This is a genomic window from Haematobacter genomosp. 1, from assembly GCF_002196855.1.
GTDB lineage: Bacteria > Pseudomonadota > Alphaproteobacteria > Rhodobacterales > Rhodobacteraceae > Haematobacter.
The window spans coordinates 44,105-62,068 of sequence record NZ_NIPW01000034.1 but is presented as its reverse complement, the minus strand read 5'-3'; the positions used below and the strand labels follow the sequence as shown (position 1 = coordinate 62,068).

At 66.0% G+C, this 17,964-nt stretch carries 17 protein-coding genes and 2 tRNA genes; 9 read left to right on the top strand and 10 right to left on the bottom strand.

Annotated features, from left to right (window positions below):
- Nucleotides 1-1,284 precede the first annotated feature (1,284 nt).
- Nucleotides 1,285-1,359 (bottom strand) — tRNA-Val (locus tag CDV49_RS16450).
- A gap of 35 nt (nt 1,360-1,394) precedes the next feature.
- Nucleotides 1,395-1,481 (bottom strand) — tRNA-Leu (locus tag CDV49_RS16445).
- 288 nt (nt 1,482-1,769) lie between these two features.
- Between CDV49_RS16445 and lipB the strand changes: the two genes are divergently transcribed.
- From lipB to CDV49_RS16425, 4 genes are all read left to right on the top strand, one after another.
- Nucleotides 1,770-2,447 (top strand): lipoyl(octanoyl) transferase LipB, encoded by a 678-nt coding sequence (lipB, locus tag CDV49_RS16440; RefSeq protein ID WP_088216493.1) that lies wholly within the window; start codon nt 1,770-1,772, stop codon nt 2,445-2,447.
- Between the two features lie 29 nt (nt 2,448-2,476).
- A complete protein-coding gene (locus CDV49_RS16435) occupies nt 2,477-2,911 on the top strand; it encodes a c-type cytochrome (RefSeq protein WP_088216492.1) in 435 nt (144 codons plus the stop codon).
- 148 nt (nt 2,912-3,059) lie between these two features.
- On the top strand, nt 3,060-4,730 hold the full coding sequence (gene ctaD, locus CDV49_RS16430; protein WP_088216491.1) for a cytochrome c oxidase subunit I: 1,671 nt from the start codon (nt 3,060-3,062) through the stop codon (nt 4,728-4,730).
- A 12-nt stretch (nt 4,731-4,742) separates the two neighbouring features.
- On the top strand, nt 4,743-5,273 hold the full coding sequence (locus CDV49_RS16425) for a DUF2244 domain-containing protein (RefSeq protein ID WP_088216490.1): 531 nt from the start codon (nt 4,743-4,745) through the stop codon (nt 5,271-5,273).
- Nucleotides 5,274-5,276: 3 nt separating this feature from the next.
- Here CDV49_RS16425 and CDV49_RS16420 read toward each other — a convergent pair whose 3' ends face one another.
- Both CDV49_RS16420 and CDV49_RS16415 read right to left on the bottom strand, forming a co-directional pair.
- The gene (locus tag CDV49_RS16420) at nt 5,277-5,459 is read right to left on the bottom strand and encodes a DUF3008 family protein (RefSeq protein ID WP_088216489.1); all 183 of its coding nucleotides are present in this window, start codon (nt 5,457-5,459) and stop codon (nt 5,277-5,279) included.
- A 71-nt stretch (nt 5,460-5,530) separates the two neighbouring features.
- Entirely contained in the window at nt 5,531-5,989 is a 459-nt protein-coding gene (locus tag CDV49_RS16415; protein WP_088216488.1) for a GatB/YqeY domain-containing protein, read from the bottom strand.
- Between the two features lie 132 nt (nt 5,990-6,121).
- Between CDV49_RS16415 and carA the strand changes: the two genes are divergently transcribed.
- Both carA and CDV49_RS16405 read left to right on the top strand, forming a co-directional pair.
- The gene (gene carA / locus CDV49_RS16410; protein WP_088216487.1) at nt 6,122-7,285 is read left to right on the top strand and encodes a glutamine-hydrolyzing carbamoyl-phosphate synthase small subunit; all 1,164 of its coding nucleotides are present in this window, start codon (nt 6,122-6,124) and stop codon (nt 7,283-7,285) included.
- 69 nt (nt 7,286-7,354) lie between these two features.
- Complete coding sequence (locus CDV49_RS16405; RefSeq protein ID WP_088216486.1) at nt 7,355-9,265, top strand: glycosyltransferase family 2 protein; 1,911 nt, start codon at nt 7,355-7,357, stop codon at nt 9,263-9,265.
- On the opposite strand, the gene CDV49_RS16400 is transcribed toward CDV49_RS16405, so the two are convergent.
- From CDV49_RS16400 to CDV49_RS16390, 3 genes are all read right to left on the bottom strand, one after another.
- Complete coding sequence (locus CDV49_RS16400; protein WP_256947380.1) at nt 9,255-9,836, bottom strand: retropepsin-like aspartic protease family protein; 582 nt, start codon at nt 9,834-9,836, stop codon at nt 9,255-9,257. The two genes, CDV49_RS16405 and CDV49_RS16400, sit on opposite strands and share 11 nt — an antisense overlap.
- Nucleotides 9,837-9,900: 64 nt before the next feature.
- A complete protein-coding gene (locus CDV49_RS16395; RefSeq protein ID WP_088216485.1) occupies nt 9,901-10,524 on the bottom strand; it encodes a MarC family protein in 624 nt (207 codons plus the stop codon).
- Nucleotides 10,525-10,585: 61 nt separating this feature from the next.
- The gene (locus CDV49_RS16390; RefSeq protein WP_088216484.1) at nt 10,586-12,424 is read right to left on the bottom strand and encodes an ABC-F family ATP-binding cassette domain-containing protein; all 1,839 of its coding nucleotides are present in this window, start codon (nt 12,422-12,424) and stop codon (nt 10,586-10,588) included.
- Nucleotides 12,425-12,638: 214 nt separating this feature from the next.
- Between CDV49_RS16390 and ndk the strand changes: the two genes are divergently transcribed.
- Nucleotides 12,639-13,061: a nucleoside-diphosphate kinase gene (gene ndk, locus CDV49_RS16385; protein WP_035708607.1), complete on the top strand. Its 423-nt coding sequence runs from the start codon at nt 12,639-12,641 to the stop codon at nt 13,059-13,061.
- Nucleotides 13,062-13,179: 118 nt separating this feature from the next.
- On the opposite strand, the gene CDV49_RS20530 is transcribed toward ndk, so the two are convergent.
- The 3 genes from CDV49_RS20530 to CDV49_RS16375 all read right to left on the bottom strand — a co-directional run bounded on the left by CDV49_RS20530 (nt 13,180) and on the right by CDV49_RS16375 (nt 15,604).
- Nucleotides 13,180-13,350 carry a hypothetical protein gene (locus tag CDV49_RS20530; protein ID WP_179209244.1) on the bottom strand — a complete coding sequence of 57 codons (171 nt, stop codon included), beginning with the start codon at nt 13,348-13,350 and terminating at the stop codon, nt 13,180-13,182.
- A 363-nt stretch (nt 13,351-13,713) separates the two neighbouring features.
- Entirely contained in the window at nt 13,714-14,925 is a 1,212-nt protein-coding gene (locus CDV49_RS16380) for a UbiH/UbiF family hydroxylase (RefSeq protein ID WP_088216483.1), read from the bottom strand.
- 1 nt (nt 14,926) lies between these two features.
- Nucleotides 14,927-15,604: a pyrimidine 5'-nucleotidase gene (locus CDV49_RS16375; RefSeq protein WP_088216482.1), complete on the bottom strand. Its 678-nt coding sequence runs from the start codon at nt 15,602-15,604 to the stop codon at nt 14,927-14,929.
- Nucleotides 15,605-15,764: 160 nt separating this feature from the next.
- On the opposite strand from CDV49_RS16375, the gene CDV49_RS16370 reads away from it, so the two are divergent.
- Together CDV49_RS16370 and CDV49_RS16365 are read left to right on the top strand one after the other, a co-directional pair.
- Nucleotides 15,765-16,415 carry a GntR family transcriptional regulator gene (locus tag CDV49_RS16370; RefSeq protein WP_088216481.1) on the top strand — a complete coding sequence of 217 codons (651 nt, stop codon included), beginning with the start codon at nt 15,765-15,767 and terminating at the stop codon, nt 16,413-16,415.
- Between the two features lie 51 nt (nt 16,416-16,466).
- Entirely contained in the window at nt 16,467-17,903 is a 1,437-nt protein-coding gene (locus tag CDV49_RS16365; protein ID WP_088216480.1) for a protein adenylyltransferase SelO, read from the top strand.
- The last annotated feature ends 61 nt before the right edge of the window (nt 17,904-17,964 follow it).

Below are 17,964 nucleotides of genomic sequence, written 5' to 3'. Positions count from 1 at the left end.
GCTGCCGCACCCCTTTCCCCAGAAGCAGTTACGAGGCCGCCCAAGCGCGGCGACTCCCGTCCCGGTGCGCTTGCTCGGAGGGATAGCCCTCTTGCAGAGAGGCGGGTTTCCCGCTGCTTTCGCGCAGGGCGCGGGCCAGGTTCTACTGAACGTCCTCAGCGGTCGTCTTGGCCTGCTCGCCGAAGTCTTTTCATCGGTCTTTCATCCGGGACTTACACCGGTCGCGTCGTCCGCCTCATCGGAGGTGGATGGGTAGACCGCGTGCGGCGGGGCGCAGTCAGGGTTGACAGAAGGGGGAACGGGCGACCTGGAACCCTGAAAGCGGTGATCTCCGAGGTGGTGAGGCACATGACATGGCTTGTCACGGAGCGGGCTTTCAGCGCCCGGTTCCCCTGTGCCGCAGCAAAAGCCGATATCAGAGGGGCAAGAGCCCACGGGGTGAGAAAGGTGCAGACGAGTGCGTTCACCGAAGCCGGGAAACGGTGCACCGGATTGCGACAGAAACCGGTCGCGAAGCATGCACCGGGGTGTGGCGATGCTCGATCGCCGCGCGGCGCAGGAGGCCACTCCCTGGAATGATCAGGGAACAAGATTTGGAAGCCCGGACCGGAACCGTCAGGTTTATGACGCTACGTCAACACCTTACAAGCAGACTGGCGACCCCGGCAGGATTCGAACCTGCGACCAACCGCTTAGCTTACCACTTCGGCTTTCGCCGCAGGCCGGAGGCCCTTCGTGGTCTGGACTGTCCCTTCACCCTTCCGCGGTAGCGGGGCGGGTGCCTGCCGTCCAGTCTCTACACCTTCCCCGAAATGGGGCTTGGCTCGGGATTGCCACGCCGCAGGGCAGAGGTTTCCCCGAATTTGACAGGTTCTGCAGCGCCGGTTTCCCGACGCGCACTCCAATTGAAGGCGGTTGCTCTATCCAGCTGAGCTACGGGGCCATGAGTGGCTGCATGCCGAAGTCACGGCGAAATAGCAAGAGCCAAGAACCGCGGCAGACAACGCTCCGTCCGCTAGGGCGAATTTTATGAAGATAAAGGGGAGATTGGCGAGCAACTCGAATTAGTCGATAAAAAATTCCGTGATCTCACCGAGTTGAGAGACGGACCTGTCCAAAAAGACAGGTCGCGCGAGGACGGAAAATCTCTTACACCTATACGTGCATCAGGTGGTGTGGCGACGATATTACCAAGTGTCAGCTTCACGAGTTCAGGTCGCCGCGCCGCCTGCTGCCATCCCCCGAAAATCGACATGTTTAGAAGATCACCTGCCCCGAGGGGAATGGTGGCCCGGAAGAGATTCGAACTCCTGACATTTCCGATGTGAACGGAACGCTCTACCACTGAGCTACCGGGCCAGCCTGGTCCCTGACGCATCTGCGTCCGGGTTAAATGGTGCGGTCGAGAAGACTCGAACTTCCACGGGAGTTACCCCACAGCGACCTCAACGCTGCGCGTCTACCAATTCCGCCACGACCGCACTGCCTTGGCTTGGTGCGGCGGGTGATAGCGAAAGGCTTTGGGAAAGAAAAGGGGGAATCTGCAACTTTTTCCGGGCGCCTTTCCAAACCTCCTCGCCCGCTGCCCGCCCTCACCTGCGGGCCTCCTCTGGGAGGCGCGGCAAAGGGGTACGGCGGTTGCAATCCGGGCGCGGTTCCTGTCTATCCGGCAGGGCGGAGCGGCGCCCCCCGGGCATTCCCCTCGGGCATCCCCGGGGCATCCCCGATGACCTGCCGCCGGACGCCATCACCTCGCGGAGTTCAGCAAGATGACCGAGTGGATCATATCAGACAGCCGGATCGCCTATCCCGACGCGCTGGAGACCATGGAGCGACGCGTCGCCGCCATCAGCGCGGGCACGGCTGACGAGGCCGTCTGGCTGCTGGAGCATCCGCCTCTCTATACAGCGGGCACGTCTGCCCGGCGGGAGGACCTCACCGATCCCGATCGCTTTCCCGTCTATGATGCCCGCCGGGGGGGCCAGTACACCTATCACGGGCCGGGACAGCGCGTGGCCTATGTCATGCTGGACCTCAACCGGCGCGGACGTGACGTGCGCCGGTTCGTCTGCCGCCTGGAAGACTGGGTGATCGCGACGCTGGCGGAGTTCGGCGTGAAGGGCGAGCGGCGGGAGGGTCGGGTCGGCGTCTGGGTGGTGCGCCCGGAGAAGGCCCCGAACCTCGACGGCTCCCTGCGGGAGGACAAGATCGCCGCGATCGGCGTGCGCGTGCGCCGCTGGGTGACGTTCCACGGCATCTCGATCAACGTCGAGCCAGAGCTTGAGCACTTTTCCGGCATCGTGCCCTGTGGCATCCGGGAGCACGGGGTGACCAGCCTCGTCGATCTGGGCCTGCCGGTGACGATGGGCGATGTCGATGCGGCGCTGGCCCGCACATGGGAGAAAGCCTTTGGCGATCACCCCGCGAGCGCCACCTGCACCCGATAACTCGACACGAACTACCGAAGGAGCCAGCCATGCGCCGATTCCCCCGCGCCGCCAGCGGTCTCGCCCTGGTGAGCCTGCTGTCGCTCGCCTCTCCCTCCCACGCGCAGGGCGACCCAGAGGCCGGAGCCAAGGCCTTCGCCAAATGTCGCGCCTGCCACTCCATCACGGCGACGGACGGAACCGCCATCGTGCGGGGCGGCAAGACCGGACCCGACCTATACGGGGTCGTCGGGCGTGGTGCTGGGCTGGAGTTCAATTACTCCCCCGCCCTGCGAAAGGCGCATGAAACGGGTCTTGTCTGGAGCGCGGAGAGCCTGACACAGTTCCTGGCGGACCCTACCGCCTTTCTGAAGACCTACACCGGCGACGACGGGGCACGCTCCAAGATGGCATTCCGCCTGACCCGCGGGGCAGAGGACATCATCGCCTATCTGGCCTCCCTCTCCGGCCCGCAACCAGACTAAAGTCCGACGCACAGGGGCAACATTTCCACACCGTGTTGTGATCAGGACGATTGCCCCCCTCGCCCGCGCGCTTTACAACCGCATGCAGAGAGCGGCGCGGGAGGAATGCACCCGGGCGTCGCCCCATCAAGATACGGGAGGCGGCAGCATGGCCGACGCAGCCATCCATGGCCACGAAGGGCATGACAAGCGCGGGTTCTTCACCCGCTGGTTCATGTCAACGAACCACAAGGACATCGGGATTCTCTACCTGTTCACGGCAGGCGCCGTCGGGCTGATCTCCGTCCTGTTCACTGTCTATATGCGGCTGGAGCTGATGCATCCGGGCGTACAATACATGTGTCTCGAAGGCGCACGGCTCATCCCCTCCGCGGAAGCCTGTACGCCGAACGGCCACCTGTGGAACGTGATGATCACCTATCACGGTGTGCTCATGATGTTCTTCGTCGTGATTCCCGCGCTGTTCGGCGGCTTCGGCAACTACTTCATGCCGCTGCATATCGGCGCGCCGGACATGGCGTTTCCGCGCCTGAACAACCTCAGCTACTGGCTGTTCGTGGCGGGCACGGCGCTCGGCGTGGCCTCGCTCTTCGCTCCCGGCGGCAACGACCAGATGGGATCGGGCATCGGCTGGGTGCTCTATCCGCCGCTTTCCACGCATGAGACGGGTTACTCGACCGACCTCGCGATCTTTGCGGTGCACGTGTCGGGGGCGTCGTCGATTCTCGGCGCGATCAACATCATCACCACCTTCCTGAACATGCGCGCGCCGGGCATGACCCTGCACAAGGTGCCGCTCTTCGCCTGGTCGGTGTTCGTGACGGCCTGGCTGATTCTGCTCGCGCTGCCGGTTCTGGCCGGTGCGATCACCATGTTGCTGACCGACCGGAACTTTGGCACCACCTTCTTCGACCCGTCGGGCGGTGGCGACCCGATCCTGTATCAACATATCCTGTGGTTCTTCGGCCACCCGGAAGTGTACATCATTATCCTGCCGGGCTTCGGCATCATCTCCCATGTCATCGCGACCTTCTCGCGCAAGCCGATCTTCGGCTATCTGCCGATGGTCTATGCGATGGTGGCCATCGGGGTACTGGGCTTCGTCGTCTGGGCGCACCACATGTACACCGTGGGGATGAGCCTTGCGCAGCAGTCCTACTTCATGCTCGCCACCATGGTCATCGCGGTGCCGACGGGGGTGAAGGTCTTTTCCTGGATCGCCACGATGTGGGGCGGCTCCATCGAGTTCAAGACACCGATGCTCTGGGCGTTCGGCTTCCTGTTCCTGTTCACCGTGGGCGGCGTGACCGGCCTCGTGCTCAGCCAGGCGCCGCTCGACCGCTCCTATCACGACACCTATTACGTGGTGGCGCACTTCCACTACGTGATGTCACTGGGCGCGGTGTTCGCCATCTTCGCGGGGGTCTATTACTGGATCGGGAAGATGTCGGGGCGGCAATATCCCGAATGGGCGGGCAAGCTGCACTTCTGGATGATGTTCGTCGGCGCGAACCTCACCTTCTTCCCGCAGCACTTCCTTGGCCGTCAGGGGATGCCGCGCCGTTACATCGACTATCCGGAGGCTTTCGCGACGTGGAACCTGGTTTCCTCTCTCGGCGCCTTCCTGTCGTTCTTCTCCTTCGTGTTCTTCATCGGAGTGGTGTTCTACACGCTGACCCGTGGCCAGCGCGTGACCGAGAACAACTACTGGAACGAATATGCCGATACGCTGGAATGGACCCTGCCCTCCCCGCCGCCGGAGCATACGTTCGAGACGCTGCCGAAGCAGTCCGACTGGGACAAATCGCACGCTCACTGATCGCGCAGACTGATGCCGTATGAATGGGTCAAACGACCGGAAGGAGCCTCGGAGAAGTCCGGGGCTCCTTTGCCTTCGGGCGGGGCCGAGCCGCTGGCGGAACTGCACCTCTGGCCCTACCGCTCACTGCCACGCCGGGGCTTCGTCTGGGTGATAGGGGGTATGGCGGTGCTTCTGTCCCTGCCGCTGATCGAGGTATTGGGCTCGCCCGTGCTGTGGGGGTTGCTACCCTTCGTGCTGGCTGCGCTCTGGGGCCTCTGGTTTGCCCTGAACCGCAGCTATCGGGATGGCGAGATCCTCGAAAGGCTGACGCTCTGGCCCGACAGGGTCGATGTGGTGCGCGACGGTCCAAGGCGGGCGCATTCCGAATGGCACGCCAATCCGCATTGGGTCAGGGTGGACCTGCATCGCCGGGAAGGGCCCGTACCAAATTATCTCACGCTCTCCGGGGCGGGGCGGGAGATCGAGATCGGCGCCTTTCTGTCGGAGGAGGAGCGCCTCTCCCTCTGGCCGGAGCTTGCCGACCTGTTCCGCCACGCCTGACGCTCAGTCCTTGTGCTCCGGCAGTCCCTTGCGCCTGGTGGCGGCGAAGTCCTCCAGTTGCGCCTCGCTCATGTCGTCATACATCTCGCGCGAGGCGCCCTTGAGGCTGGACACCGGCTCTTCGCCCCGCTTGGCGGCAAGGGCTGCCCCTGCCGCCTTCTGCTGCGCTTTCGACTTGGCTGGCATGATTGTCTCCGCCGCTGGAGTGCTGCGAAGAAACGCCGGGCTTCCGGCGGTTGTTCCCGGCGGAGAGGGCCTCAGCCCAGCCGGTCCTTCACTTTCGGGCCGACCGTAGTGAAATCCATCTGCCCGGTATATTTCGCCTTCAATGCCGCCATCACGCGGCCCATGTCGCGCACCGATGTCGCGCCGAGGTCCGTGATCGTATCGGATATGGCCTTCTCGACCTCTTCCGGGTCAAGCTGCCGGGGCAGGAACTCCTCGATCACCGTGATCTCGGCCCGTTCCTTCTCCGCCAGTTCGAGCCGACCGCCCTCCTCATAGGCGCGCGCGCTTTCCTGACGCTGCTTCACCATGCGCCCCAGAATGGCGAGGATATCGGAATCCGTTGCGCCCTGGTCGTTCCCCTCCCCGCGGAGCGCGATGTCCCTGTCCTTGATCGCGGCGTTGATGAGCCGGAGCGCGGAGAGCCGGGCGGCATCGCGGTTCTTCATCGCATCCTTGAGGTGCTGGGAGATCAGGTCTCGGAGCTGCATGGCTGTTACCCGTGGCTGTTCGCGAAAGGTTTCAGATATACTCGCACCCGCGCGGAAACAACGGGCGTGATCGCCTTGACCCTGCCGAGAGGTTTGCCTAGTTTCCCGCAGATTTTCCGAAGGAGTCGTCTCATGACCGGTCTGTCCCCCCAGAGCCGCCCGACCGCATGCCTTGCCCTGTCCGATGGCACGGTGTTCTACGGGCGAGGCTTCGGCGCGACCGGCGAGACGGTGGCGGAGCTTGTCTTCAACACCGCGATGACCGGCTATCAGGAGATCATGACCGATCCGTCCTATGCCGGACAGGTCGTAACCTTCACCTTTCCCCATATCGGCAATGTCGGCGTCAATGCCGATGACGACGAAACCGCCGAACCCGTTGCCGCCGGCATGGTGGTGAAATGGGATCCGACCGAACCTTCCTCCTGGCGTGCGACGGGTGAGCTGACGGACTGGCTCCGCCGCAAGGGGCGGATCGGCATCGGCGGGATCGACACCCGCCGCCTGACCCGCGCCATCCGCCAGCAGGGGGCGCCGCATGTCGCGCTCGCCCATGATCCCGATGGCAACTTCGACGTGGCCGCGCTGGTCGCCAAGGCGCGGGGCTGGAAGGGCCTTGTGGGGCTCGATCTGGCCAAGGACGTCACCTGCGCCCAGAGCTATCGCTGGGACGAAAAGCTCTGGGCCTGGTCCGAAGGCTATACCCGGCGCGACGGGCCGGGGGCCAAGGTCGTCGCCATCGACTATGGCGCAAAGCGGAACATCCTGCGCTGCCTTGCCTCTGCGGGCTGCGATGTGACGGTTCTGCCCGCTACGGCGACGGCGGAGGATGTGCTGGCGCTGAACCCCGATGGTGTGTTTCTGTCCAACGGTCCCGGCGATCCCGCGGCGACCGGTGTCTATGCCGTCCCGATGATTCAGGCAGTGCTGGAACGTGACCTGCCGATTTTCGGCATCTGCCTCGGGCACCAGATGCTGGCGCTGGCGCTTGGTGCGCGGACGGTCAAGATGAACCACGGCCACCATGGCGCGAACCATCCGGTGAAGGATCTGGAGACCGGCAAGGTGGAGATCACCTCCATGAACCATGGCTTCACCGTGGACAGCCAGACCTTGCCTGCGGAGGTGATTGAAACGCACGTCAGCCTGTTCGACGGCTCCAATTGCGGCATCCGCGTGAAGAACCGCCCGGTCTTTTCCGTTCAGTATCACCCGGAAGCCAGCCCCGGCCCGCAGGACAGCTACTACCTGTTCGACCGTTTCACCGCAGCGATCCGTCACAAAAAATCGAGTTGATCGGTTTCTGTTAACTTCGCGTTAAGGTTGATAGACGGAAGTTGACCCCCTGTTACACGGGGGGTCAGCATGTCCGTCACACCGCTTCGGGCCGTTCGCTCACGTCCTCAACCCGCGCCGCAGCAGGGGCGGCCCGAAATCGGTGCGCTGCTGGTTGGCAAGGGCACTCTGCTGCCGCCCGACCTCTTTCGGGCGCAAGCGCTGCTCGCCCGGCAGGAGGCGGACCTTCCCGATACCCTGCTGGCGCGGGGCCTCGTGTCGGAGCCGACCCTTCTCGCGGCCTTTGCCGATCAATCCAACGCCCGGATCGTCGATCCGCTGGCGGAGCGCCCGGACGCCCGGCTGATCCATACCTTCGGCGCCGTGCGCTGTCTGCGGGAGGGCCTGCTGCCCTGGCGGCGGGCAGGCGGCGTGACCATCGTGCTGTCCTCCCGGCCCGACCGCTTTTACAGGCGGCGGGAAGAGCTGGTGACGCTCTACGGCCCCGTCGCCCTCGCCCTCGCCTCCGCCCCGGCGATCGAGGAAGCCGTGCTGCGATCCGCGCGGGAGGAGCTGCGCGATCAGGCCGAATCGACGGTGGGAGAGGAGGAGAGCTGCCGGAACTGGCGGCCACAGCGTCTGGCCCGGCTCGGCCTCGGTGTCGCGATGGTCATGATCCTGCTGCTCGCAACGTCACCCCGGCTCGTGGTGGGCATTCTGGCCGCCGTCGCGCTGCTGGTGCTGGCCGCGAGCACTGTGCTCCGTCTGGCGGCTCTCGCGGCACGGCTGCCGTCTCTGCTGGCCGAGCGCCGGCCTGCCGCCACCGCCGATGTTGAAGTTCCGCTGATGCGGCTCCCCGTCGTCTCCCTGCTCGTGCCCATGTTCCGGGAGGAGGATATCGCACCGCGCCTGCTCGCACGGCTCGGGCGGATCGACTACCCGCGGGAGCTGCTTGATGTCATCCTCGTGCTGGAGGAGCGGGACCGGCAGACACACAAGGCCCTTGCCGAAGCCGATCTGCCGCCCTGGATGCGGATCGTCACGGTCCCCGACGGACCGCTCAGGACCAAACCGCGCGCGATGAACTTCGCCCTGGATTTCGCCCGCGGATCGATTGTCGGTGTCTATGACGCGGAGGATGCCCCCCATCCCGACCAGATCAACCAGATCGTGCGGCGGTTTTACGAGGCCCCGCCGGAGGTCGCCTGTCTGCAGGGTGTGCTGGACTATTACAACGCGCGGACGAACTGGCTCGCGCGCTGCTTTACCGTGGAGTACGCAAGCTGGTTTCGTGTGATCCTGCCGGGATTGCAGCGCCTCGGCCTGCCGCTTCCGCTCGGGGGCACGACATTGTTCATGCGGCGCGACGCGCTGGAGGCGCTTGGCCGCTGGGATGCCCACAACGTGACCGAGGATGCCGATCTGGGGATCCGCCTCACCCGCCACGGCTATCGGACGGAGGTTCTTCCGACCGTGACGGAGGAGGAGGCGAACTGCCGCGCGCTCCCCTGGGTCCGGCAGCGCTCTCGCTGGATCAAGGGCCACGCGATCACATGGGCGGTTCATATGCGCGATCCTGGCAAGCTCCGCCGCGATCTGGGCTGGCGGGGGTTCTGGGGGATGCAGCTGATCTTTGCGGGCGCGGTGGCCCAACCCCTGCTGGCGCCCGTGCTCTGGAGCTTCTGGGCGCTTGCACTGGGCCTTGGTCATCCCCTGTCGGGGATGCTGTCGCCCGCAGGCACCACGGCGCTGCTCACGCTGTTCTTCGGAGCCGAGGTGCTGAACATGGTCTGCGGGATGCTGGCGGTAGCCGTGCCGGGGCGGCGATTTCTGCTGCCTTTCGTCCCGACGCTGCATTTCTACCACCCGCTGGCGACGCTCGCGGCGGCAAAGGCCATCTACGAGCTCGCCTCACGCCCGTTCTACTGGGACAAGACCGCGCATGGCATCTTCGACGCGCCCGCTCCCGCCTCGCCCGCCTCCCCGCCTGTCAACGCGTGAGGATCATGCGGTCGCCCGCGATCTCCAGCCGCTCGAAGCGGCGCAGGTAGTCCATCCCGAGCAGCGATCCCGGCATTTCGCCCTCACTCACCCATGCGGTGACGTTACGTTCCGCATGCGGTCCGAAGCGCACCTCCTCCAACCGGACGCGGGCTGTGCGCACGAGGCCGTTTGCCGTCATCGCCTGCCCGAAATAGGGGAGTTCATCCGGGTCCAGACCGATGGCGCGGGCATCCTCGCGCGAAAGGACGACGTTGGACGCGCCCGTATCGACGATGAAGGAGACGGGCGTTCCATCGACCTCCAGCGTCAGGTGAAAATGACCATCCCGCCCGCGCGGTACCTCTATCCGGGCGCCGTCCTCCATCACCTGCTGGCGCGGCATGACGGTGGAGCGGATGTCGCCCCACAACCCGATGACCGCCAGCACGCCAAAGAAGATCAGCCCCCAGAGCGCCGCATGGCGCAGGAGCGTCATCCCTTCCCCGCGGCGGCGCAGCAGGAAACTTCCCCCCACGGCGGCGAGAAGCAGCATGAGATAGATGAACTGTCCGGCGTCGTTTCCGCTCAACCCTGCTCCTCCGTTGCCGGGATTTGACATAAGTCCCGCCCGGGCGGCGGCCAGTCCCTGCGACCTATAGCCCCGTCAGCAGCCCCATCTGGCGAATGCCGTCGATCACGAACTGCACCGAAAGCGCCGCGAGCAGCATCCCGAACAGCCGCGTGGCGACCATGATCCCGGTCGGGCCGAGACGCAGCGCGATCCACCCGGAGGCCAGGCACAGCAGATAGACGATCGCCACCACGGCCACCATCAGCAGAAGGATGATGGCCATGTCCAGTATGCCTGTGCCGGACTCGCCCATCAGCAGGATCATCGTCGTCAGCGCCCCCGGCCCGGCGATCAGCGGGATGGCGAGCGGGAAGACCGAGGGATCGGGCGTCGGCTCATCGGCATTGCGCACACGCCGCTCCGTCCGCCGCTCGAACAGCATGTCGAGCGCGGTAAGAAACAGCAGCAATCCCCCGGAGATGCGGAATGCCGGCATCGAGATGCCGATGGCGGAGAGCAGCGGCTCCCCCAGCAGTCCGAAGGCCGCGAGGATGATGATGGCCGTGATGCTGGCGCGCAGGGCGACCTGCTGGCGCTCCTGCGCACTCATCCCGGCGGTGAGGGTGATGAACGGCGCGACAAGCCCGATGGGGTCGATGATGACAAACAGCGTGACGAAGGCCGAAATGATCGCCGTCAGGGTCATCCACCCGCTCCCTCAGCCTTTGCGGCCTCCAAACTTTCGGGGTTCCCGCCCGTCGAGACCCTCAGCCTTCCGCCGCCTCCAGCCGTTCCAGCGCCTGCAGCCAGAGGGCCTCCGCGCGTTGCAGACCCTCCGCCACCTCAAGGCTCTTGGCCTGCCACTTGCGGGCATCGGCGACACGCTCGGGAGCATATAGCGCGGGATCGGCCAGAATCGCATCGAGTTTCTTGCGCATTTCCGTCAGCTTTTCGATGCGTTCCTCGGACTTGCGGACCTCCTGGCGGAGCGTCTGAACTTCGTCGCGTTTGGGACGCGCCTTCTTCTCCGCCCGCTCCTCCCGCGTGTCATCGGAGAGCAGCATCCGGCGGTAATCCTCCAGATCCTCCTCGAACGGCGTCACATCCCCATCCTTGACCAGCCACAGCCGGTCGGCCACGAGGCTGAGCAGGTGCATGTCATGGCTGACCAGCACCACGGCCCCCGAATACTCCGTCAGGGCAACGACAAGCGCTTCCCTGCTTTCGATGTCCAGATGGTTCGTCGGCTCGTCGAGGATCAGCAGATGCGGCGCGTCAATGGTGGCGAGCAGCAGGCTGAGCCGCGCCTTCTGTCCCCCGGAGAGCCGGGCAACGGCGGTATCCGCTTGATCCGCACCAAGGCCGAACCCCGCCAGCCGCGCCCGGAGCCGGGGCTGCCCTTCCGCGGGACGGAGCCGCCGGACATGCTGAAGGGGCGTCTCGTCCAGATACAGCTCATCCACCTGATGCTGCGCGAAGTAACCGACCCGGAGCCTGTTCGACACCGTCATCCGCCCTTCCAGCGGAGCGAGCTTTCCGGCCAACAGCTTGGAGAGCGTCGATTTCCCCTCACCGTTCCGGCCGAGCAATGCGATCCGGTCATCCTGATCTATGCGAAGGTCGAGCCGTTTCAGCACCGCGCGCCCGTCATAGCCCACCGAAACCTTGTCCAGCGCCACGATGGGGGGGGAGAGTTCCTCCGGCACGGGGAAGGTGAAGACATGGGCCTTCGCCTCCTCCGGCGCCGTTATCGGCTCCATCCGGGCGAGTTGTTTCACACGGCTCTGCGCCTGCCGCGCCTTGCTGGCCTTGGCGCGGAACCGGTCCACGAAACCTTGCAGATGGGCGCGCCGCAGTTCCTGCTTCTTGGCCTCCGCCGCCTGAAGCGCCCGCTGCTCCGCCCGCTGCCGCGCGAACTGATCGTAGTTGCCCTGCCAGTAGGTGAGCTTGCGGTTGTCCAGATGCAGGATGCCCTGCACGGACCGGTTCAGCAACTCCCTGTCGTGAGAGATGATGATGACCGTATGGGGATAGCGGCGCAGGTAATCCTCCAGCCACAGCGCCCCTTCAAGGTCGAGATAGTTCGTCGGCTCGTCCAGCAGCAGCAGGTCCGGCTGCGAGAACAGCACGCCCGCCAGCGCCACGCGCATCCGCCAGCCGCCGGAGAAATCCGAGCAGGGGCGAAGCTGCGCCTCCGCGTCGAAGCCGAGCCCCTTCAGGATGGAGGAGGCGCGCCCCTCTGCCGACCAGGCGTCGATATCGATGAGACGGGTGTGGATCTCGGCGATCCGCGCGGCATCGGTGGCGGTTTCCGCCTCCGCCATCAGGTCCGCGCGTTCGGTATCGGCGGAAAGCACCGTGTCGATCAGGGAGACGTTGGAGGACGGCACTTCCTGCGCCACGCCGCCGATCCGGGCGCGGCTGGGCAGCGCGATCTCACCGCCCTCCAGCGACAATTCCCCCCGGATCAACCGGAAAAGGGTCGTCTTGCCCGCGCCGTTACGTCCGACGAGGCCCACTTTGTGACCGGTCGGAATCGTGGCCGAGGCATGTTCGAAGAGCGGTCGGCCCTCCACGCTGTAGCTGATATCGGTGATCCTGAGCATGGGTTGGGCATGTCCTCTGCGCGCAGGCTTGTCAATCCGGCGCCGTTCAATACAGGGCTGCGGGTCAATACAAGGCTGCGGCGCGCTACGGCAGCAGGTGGCGATTCATCCGGCAGGCGGAAGACGCGCGGCTTCCCATCGCGGGCGTCCCGTGCTAGCAGGGCGCGGCAATCCGGGGCGCCCTGTCGGTGCCGCCGGCAAGAGGATATGTGACATGGCCATCGAACGGACCCTTTCGATCATCAAGCCCGACGCCACCGCCCGGAACCTGACCGGAAAGATCAACGCGCGCTTCGAGGAGGCGGGCCTGCGGATCGTCGCCCAGAAGCGCCTCTGGCTCTCCGAAGCCCAGGCCGGCAAATTCTACGAGGTCCACAAGGACCGTCCGTTCTACGGCGAACTGGTGAGCTTCATGGCCTCCGGTCCGGTCGTCGTGCAGGTGCTGGAAGGCGAAGGCGCGATTGCCAAGAACCGCGAAGTGATGGGCGCGACCAACCCGGCCAACGCGGCCGACGGCACCATCCGCAAGGACTTCGCCCTGTCGGTCGGCGAGAACTCGGTGCACGGGTCGGATGCGCCGGAAACGGCTGCTGAAGAAATCGCCTTCTATTTCTCCGGCCTCGAAATCGTCGGCTGAGAGCCCGGGCCGAAAAGCCTACGCTGAAATGAAAAGGGCCGTCCCGATCGGGGCGGCCTTTCCTTTTGCGCCTGGACGCAACGGGGGGAGCGCGACAGCGCCCCCGACCCGGCCGGGATCAGATCGATGCCCAGTCGGTGAACTTCGTTTTCCGGCGGGTCTCGAACGCGGGCTGTGCGGCCTGACGCTGCTCGGTGCCGGTGTCGTCCACGCCCATCTGCGGCGCGGGATTGTTGCTGTCCCCAGCCTGTTGAACGGACTGCTGGACGGGCGGTTTCGCGGATGCCATTCCACTGCTCCTTGGTTTGTGGCGATGGCTACTTACTCCCTCCCCACAAGGAAGCAAGGGGCTATCGTCAGACCCCCGCGCTCTTGTGATCACACCGAGAGAAAACAGCCTGCGACTGGCAGGTTTCCGCGGCATGATGAGGATGGAGCGGAACCAGCCGTGGCTTTTCAATACGCTGTAATAAAATGCTATTTTCGAAATCTATTGAATAATTCCGGGCGTCGTCGCTCTCGGGCAGCCCGGAAAGGGCTGATTAATGTTACGCCAGAAACACTCCGTGACCGATACAGAACCGGCCAAAATGCCACAACGCGCCGGGAGCGGACGCGGACCGCGGGGCGCAGCATTGTTTCCCGGGCAGCGCTAGTCGCGCGACTTTCCCGCCCCGAGTCCCGCCCGCATGAGGGTCTTTCGCACCGGGCCCGCGGAATAGAAGGCACCCAGCGCCGCGGCGCGCAGGTCACGGAGGGGGCGGGCCGAGACCATGGAGGCGCGGTTGAGCAGATCGATGCCCGCTTGCCGCAGATGAACGTCGCGCTCCCGCTGCAGCGCGAACTGACGCAACATCCCGGCCCCGCCCAGCCCCGCCGGATCCGCGGCAGCAAGATCGGCAAGCGTCGCGATGTCGGCAAGACTCATGTTCAGCCCCTGCGCCCCGATGGGCGGGACGACATGCGCAGCCTCCGCCACCAGCGCCACGCGCTCTGCCGTCATCCGTTCCGCCCGCTGGGAGATGATGGGCCACAGGCTCCGCCGCGTGATGAGGCGGAGCGGCCCCACCACTTCAGCCGAGCGTTCAGTCGCTTCCGCCTCGAATTCCTCCACCGGCAGGCGGGAGAGGCGCAGCGCCTCTGGCCCGCTTTCCATCCAGACCACGGCAGAGGCCGGGCGTCCCTCGCGGTCCGGCAGCGGGACAAGCGTGAACGGCCCGCCGGAACGGTGAACTTCGGTCGAGATACCGCCATGCGGGACCGGGTGGGTCACGGCGAAAGCCAGCGCCTTCTGGCCATAGGAAATCCGCCGGACGGGAATCGCCAGCGCTTCCCTGACCGGCGAGTTGCGCCCATCTGCCGCCACCAGAAGCCGGGCAGAAACCTGCGCCCCGTCAGACAGCGTGACCAGAGCCGCTTCCGTCCGGGTCAGAACGCCTGCCGTCGCCACGCCTGTGCGGAATGCGACATTCCGCATCTCGCCCAGCCGCGCCACCATCTCGCGGCGCAGCAGCCAGTTCGGAAGGTTCCAGCCGAAGGGCTGATCGGAGATATCGGCGGAGTCGAAGTCGCGCGTAAGCCGGGGGATCGTCTGCGCCCCTCCCGCATCGACGATCCGCATGATGGAAAGCGGCGCGGCAAAGGGCGCGAGCCGCTCCCACAGGCCCGCGCGGGTGAGCAGATCAATGGCCGGTTGCAGGAAAGCGGTGGTGCGCAGATCGGCCGCCGGGTCGCCCTCCTCCACCGTGGGCGGGGTGGGATCGACGCAAAGCGTGCGGAGACCGAGGGCACCGAACACCGCCGCAGCCGTCAGCCCCGCAACGCCGCCGCCCGATATCATCACGTCAAAGCTTTCGCGCTGCATCTCAGCCCCCCTGACCGCTGGCAAGCCGGGCAAGGAAACCGGCCAGATCGTTCGTGTGATGACGCACATGCGGCGCGTCCAGCCGTTCCGGCGCGACCAGCACCGTCTGCATCCCCATCTCATGGGGCGCGAGAAGGTTCCGGGGATCGTCCTCGAACATCGCGCCTTCCGCTCCGGTCACGCCGGCAAGACCGAAGACGGTCTCGAACGCCGCGCGCTGCGGTTTGGGGAGGTAGCCCGCATGCTCCACCCCATAGATACCGTCGAACAGCCCAGACAGCCCCCGCGCCTCCAGCACCCGTTCCGCATAGGGCGCCGAGCCGTTGGTATAGACGAACCGCCGCCCCGGCAGCGCCGCGATCTCTGCCCGGAGCGCCGGATCGGGCGAGAGCACGTCGAAGGAGATATCGTGCACCCGGGTCAGATAAGACCCCGGCTCCACGCCATGTTCGCTCATCAGCCCGGCAAGCGTCGTGCCGTAGAGCGACCAGTAGTGGTGACGCAGCCGGTCCGCCTCCTGCTGCGCGACGCCCAGCGTCTCCATGACGTATTCCGTCATCCGCCGTTCGATCTGGTCGAAAAGCCGCATGGCCGGGGGATAAAGCGTGTTGTCGAGATCGAACACCCATTGGCGCACATGGGCGAAGTCGTTCGACGGAGGCGAGGGTTGGCGTGTCATCGCACCTGTCTAAGCCCGGAAAAGCCGCGCCGCAACGTCCGCTGCGATATATGCCCGGAGGTCTGCCCGGGGGTCTGCCCGGACATCTGTCGGCAATGCTTGGCCTTGCCCCCGCCCACCGCGCCCTCTAGCTTCGGCCCCGACATTCCGAGACATTCGCATGACTGCCATCAAAGATCCGCCGAAAGACGCCTATTCCCTCATCCTCGACGCCATAGATGCCGGTGTCTATCGGCCGGGTGACAGGCTGGTCGAATCCGAGCTTGCCGACCGTTTCGGCGTGTCGCGCACGCCCATCCGGGAGGCGCTGCAACGGCTTGAGACGCAATCCATGCTCGTCCGGGATGGGCGCAGCATGGTGGTGGCCTCACTCGATCATCACCAGCTCGCCGAACTTTACGCCGTGCGGGCCGAGCTGGAGGGGCTGGCCGCCCGTCTTGCCGCCCGCCACGCCACGGATGAGGAAGTGCGCGTTCTCCGCGCCATGGTGGAGGAGGATCGCCGTCTTGCCAACGACCCGAACGCGCTGGCCCGCGCCAACCGGCGCTTTCATCACCAGATCCATCTGGCGTCGCACAACCGCTACCTGATCCAGCAGCTCGACCTCGTGCACCGCTCCATGGCCCTGCTGGCCTCCACCTCCCTCGCGGCGGAAGGGCGGGCGGACGCGGCCCTTCAGGAGCATCAGGCGATCATCGCCGCAATCGCGCAGCGGGATGGGGATACCGCGGCGGAGGCGGTGAAAACCCACATCTCGCGCGCCTACGAGATGCGCCTCAAGCTGGATGCGCAGCAGTCAGAACAGTTCTGAGGGTGTCGCCCGCGCCCGCCGCCCCCATATAGACGATCAAAGGAGGCGCCCATGACCCTGCCGTTCGACAACAGCTATGCCCGTCTGCCTGACCGGTTCTTTGCCCGCCAGCCCGCCACGCCGGTGGGTGCGCCGCGGCTCATCCGGCTGAACCGCCCGCTGGCGGAGCGTCTTGGGCTGAACGCCGACTGGCTCTCTGGCCCGGAAGGGGTGGCGGCGCTTGCGGGCAACACCGTGCCGGAGGGGGCGGAGCCGCTGGCCATGGCCTATGCCGGTCATCAGTTCGGCGGCTTCGTGCCGCAGCTTGGCGACGGACGCGCGGTCCTGCTGGGCGAGGTCGTCGCCCCCGATGGCGCGCGGTTCGACATCCAGCTCAAGGGGGCGGGCCGCACGCCCTTCAGCCGCATGGGAGACGGGCGCGCGTGGCTTGGGCCGGTGCTGCGCGAATACATCGTCTCGGAGGCGATGGCCGCCCTCGGCGTGCCGACGACCCGCGCCCTCGCCGCAGTGGCCACGGGAGAGCCCGTCTATCGCGAGGGGGCGCTGCCCGGCGCCGTGCTCACCCGTGTCGCGGCATCGCATATCCGTGTCGGCACCTTCCAGTTCTTCGCCGCCCGGCGGGACGAGGAGGCGCTGCGCCTGCTGACCGAACACGTGATCGCGCGGCACTATCCGGGAGCGGCGGGGCCGCTCGGCCTGCTGAAGGGCGTGATCGACCGTCAGGCCCGGCTCATCGCGCAATGGATGTCGGTCGGTTTCATCCACGGGGTGATGAACACCGACAACATGGCCGTGTCCGGCGAAACGATCGACTACGGACCCTGCGCGTTTCTCGACACCTATCACCCGCGCAAGGTCTTCTCCTCCATCGACCGGCAGGGGCGCTATGCCTATGCCAACCAGCCGCAGATCGCGCTGTGGAACCTCGCGCAGCTTGGCACCTCGCTCCTGATGATCATGGACGGGACGGAGGACGCGGCGGTGGAGGCGGCGGTGGAGGCGGCGGAGGATGCGCTCGGCGGCTTCGCCCCGATCTATCAGGCCGAGTACCTGCGGCTGTTCCGCGCGAAACTGGGCCTGCGCGGGGCGGAAGACGGGGATCTCGACCTCATCCAGTCGCTGCTCACGCTCATGGCCGAGGGTCAGGCCGATTTCACCCGCACCTTCCGGGGGCTGGCCGAGGGCACCGCGCGCGACGAGTTCACTGACGGCGCGGCCTTCGACCGCTGGGCGGCGGTCTGGCAGGCACGCCTGGCGCGGGAGACCGGCGACCCGGCAGAGGTGATGCGCGGCGCAAACCCCTGGATCATTCCCCGCAACCACCGGGTGGAGGAGGCCATCGCCGCCGCCGTGGCGGAGGACTACGCCCCCTTCGAGCGCCTGACGGCTGCGCTTGCCGACCCCTTCACCGTGCGGAGCGGGGAGGCCGACCTCGCCCGCGCGCCGCTGAAGGAAGAAGCCGTGCACCTGACCTTCTGCGGCACCTGAGCCGCATCCCGCACCCGTTAGCGCCCTCGGTCGCGCTAACGGGGAAAATCCGGCTGGCGAG

What these genes read in the sequence shown, in the direction of transcription:
- carA (WP_088216487.1), top strand. Translation starts at nt 6,122, where the DNA reads ATGACCGGTCTGTCCCCCCAGAGCCGCCCGACCGCATGCCTTGCCCTG.
- CDV49_RS20530 (WP_179209244.1), bottom strand. Translation starts at nt 13,350, where the DNA reads ATGGCATCCGCGAAACCGCCCGTCCAGCAGTCCGTTCAACAGGCTGGG.
- CDV49_RS16390 (WP_088216484.1), bottom strand. Translation starts at nt 12,424, where the DNA reads ATGCTCAGGATCACCGATATCAGCTACAGCGTGGAGGGCCGACCGCTC.
- ndk (WP_035708607.1), top strand. Translation starts at nt 12,639, where the DNA reads ATGGCCATCGAACGGACCCTTTCGATCATCAAGCCCGACGCCACCGCC.
- CDV49_RS16375 (WP_088216482.1), bottom strand. Translation starts at nt 15,604, where the DNA reads ATGACACGCCAACCCTCGCCTCCGTCGAACGACTTCGCCCATGTGCGC.
- CDV49_RS16415 (WP_088216488.1), bottom strand. Translation starts at nt 5,989, where the DNA reads ATGCAGCTCCGAGACCTGATCTCCCAGCACCTCAAGGATGCGATGAAG.
- ctaD (WP_088216491.1), top strand. Translation starts at nt 3,060, where the DNA reads ATGGCCGACGCAGCCATCCATGGCCACGAAGGGCATGACAAGCGCGGG.
- CDV49_RS16370 (WP_088216481.1), top strand. Translation starts at nt 15,765, where the DNA reads ATGACTGCCATCAAAGATCCGCCGAAAGACGCCTATTCCCTCATCCTC.
- CDV49_RS16380 (WP_088216483.1), bottom strand. Translation starts at nt 14,925, where the DNA reads ATGCAGCGCGAAAGCTTTGACGTGATGATATCGGGCGGCGGCGTTGCG.
- CDV49_RS16365 (WP_088216480.1), top strand. Translation starts at nt 16,467, where the DNA reads ATGACCCTGCCGTTCGACAACAGCTATGCCCGTCTGCCTGACCGGTTC.
- CDV49_RS16435 (WP_088216492.1), top strand. Translation starts at nt 2,477, where the DNA reads ATGCGCCGATTCCCCCGCGCCGCCAGCGGTCTCGCCCTGGTGAGCCTG.
- CDV49_RS16395 (WP_088216485.1), bottom strand. Translation starts at nt 10,524, where the DNA reads ATGACCCTGACGGCGATCATTTCGGCCTTCGTCACGCTGTTTGTCATC.
- CDV49_RS16405 (WP_088216486.1), top strand. Translation starts at nt 7,355, where the DNA reads ATGTCCGTCACACCGCTTCGGGCCGTTCGCTCACGTCCTCAACCCGCG.
- CDV49_RS16420 (WP_088216489.1), bottom strand. Translation starts at nt 5,459, where the DNA reads ATGCCAGCCAAGTCGAAAGCGCAGCAGAAGGCGGCAGGGGCAGCCCTT.
- CDV49_RS16425 (WP_088216490.1), top strand. Translation starts at nt 4,743, where the DNA reads ATGCCGTATGAATGGGTCAAACGACCGGAAGGAGCCTCGGAGAAGTCC.
- lipB (WP_088216493.1), top strand. Translation starts at nt 1,770, where the DNA reads ATGACCGAGTGGATCATATCAGACAGCCGGATCGCCTATCCCGACGCG.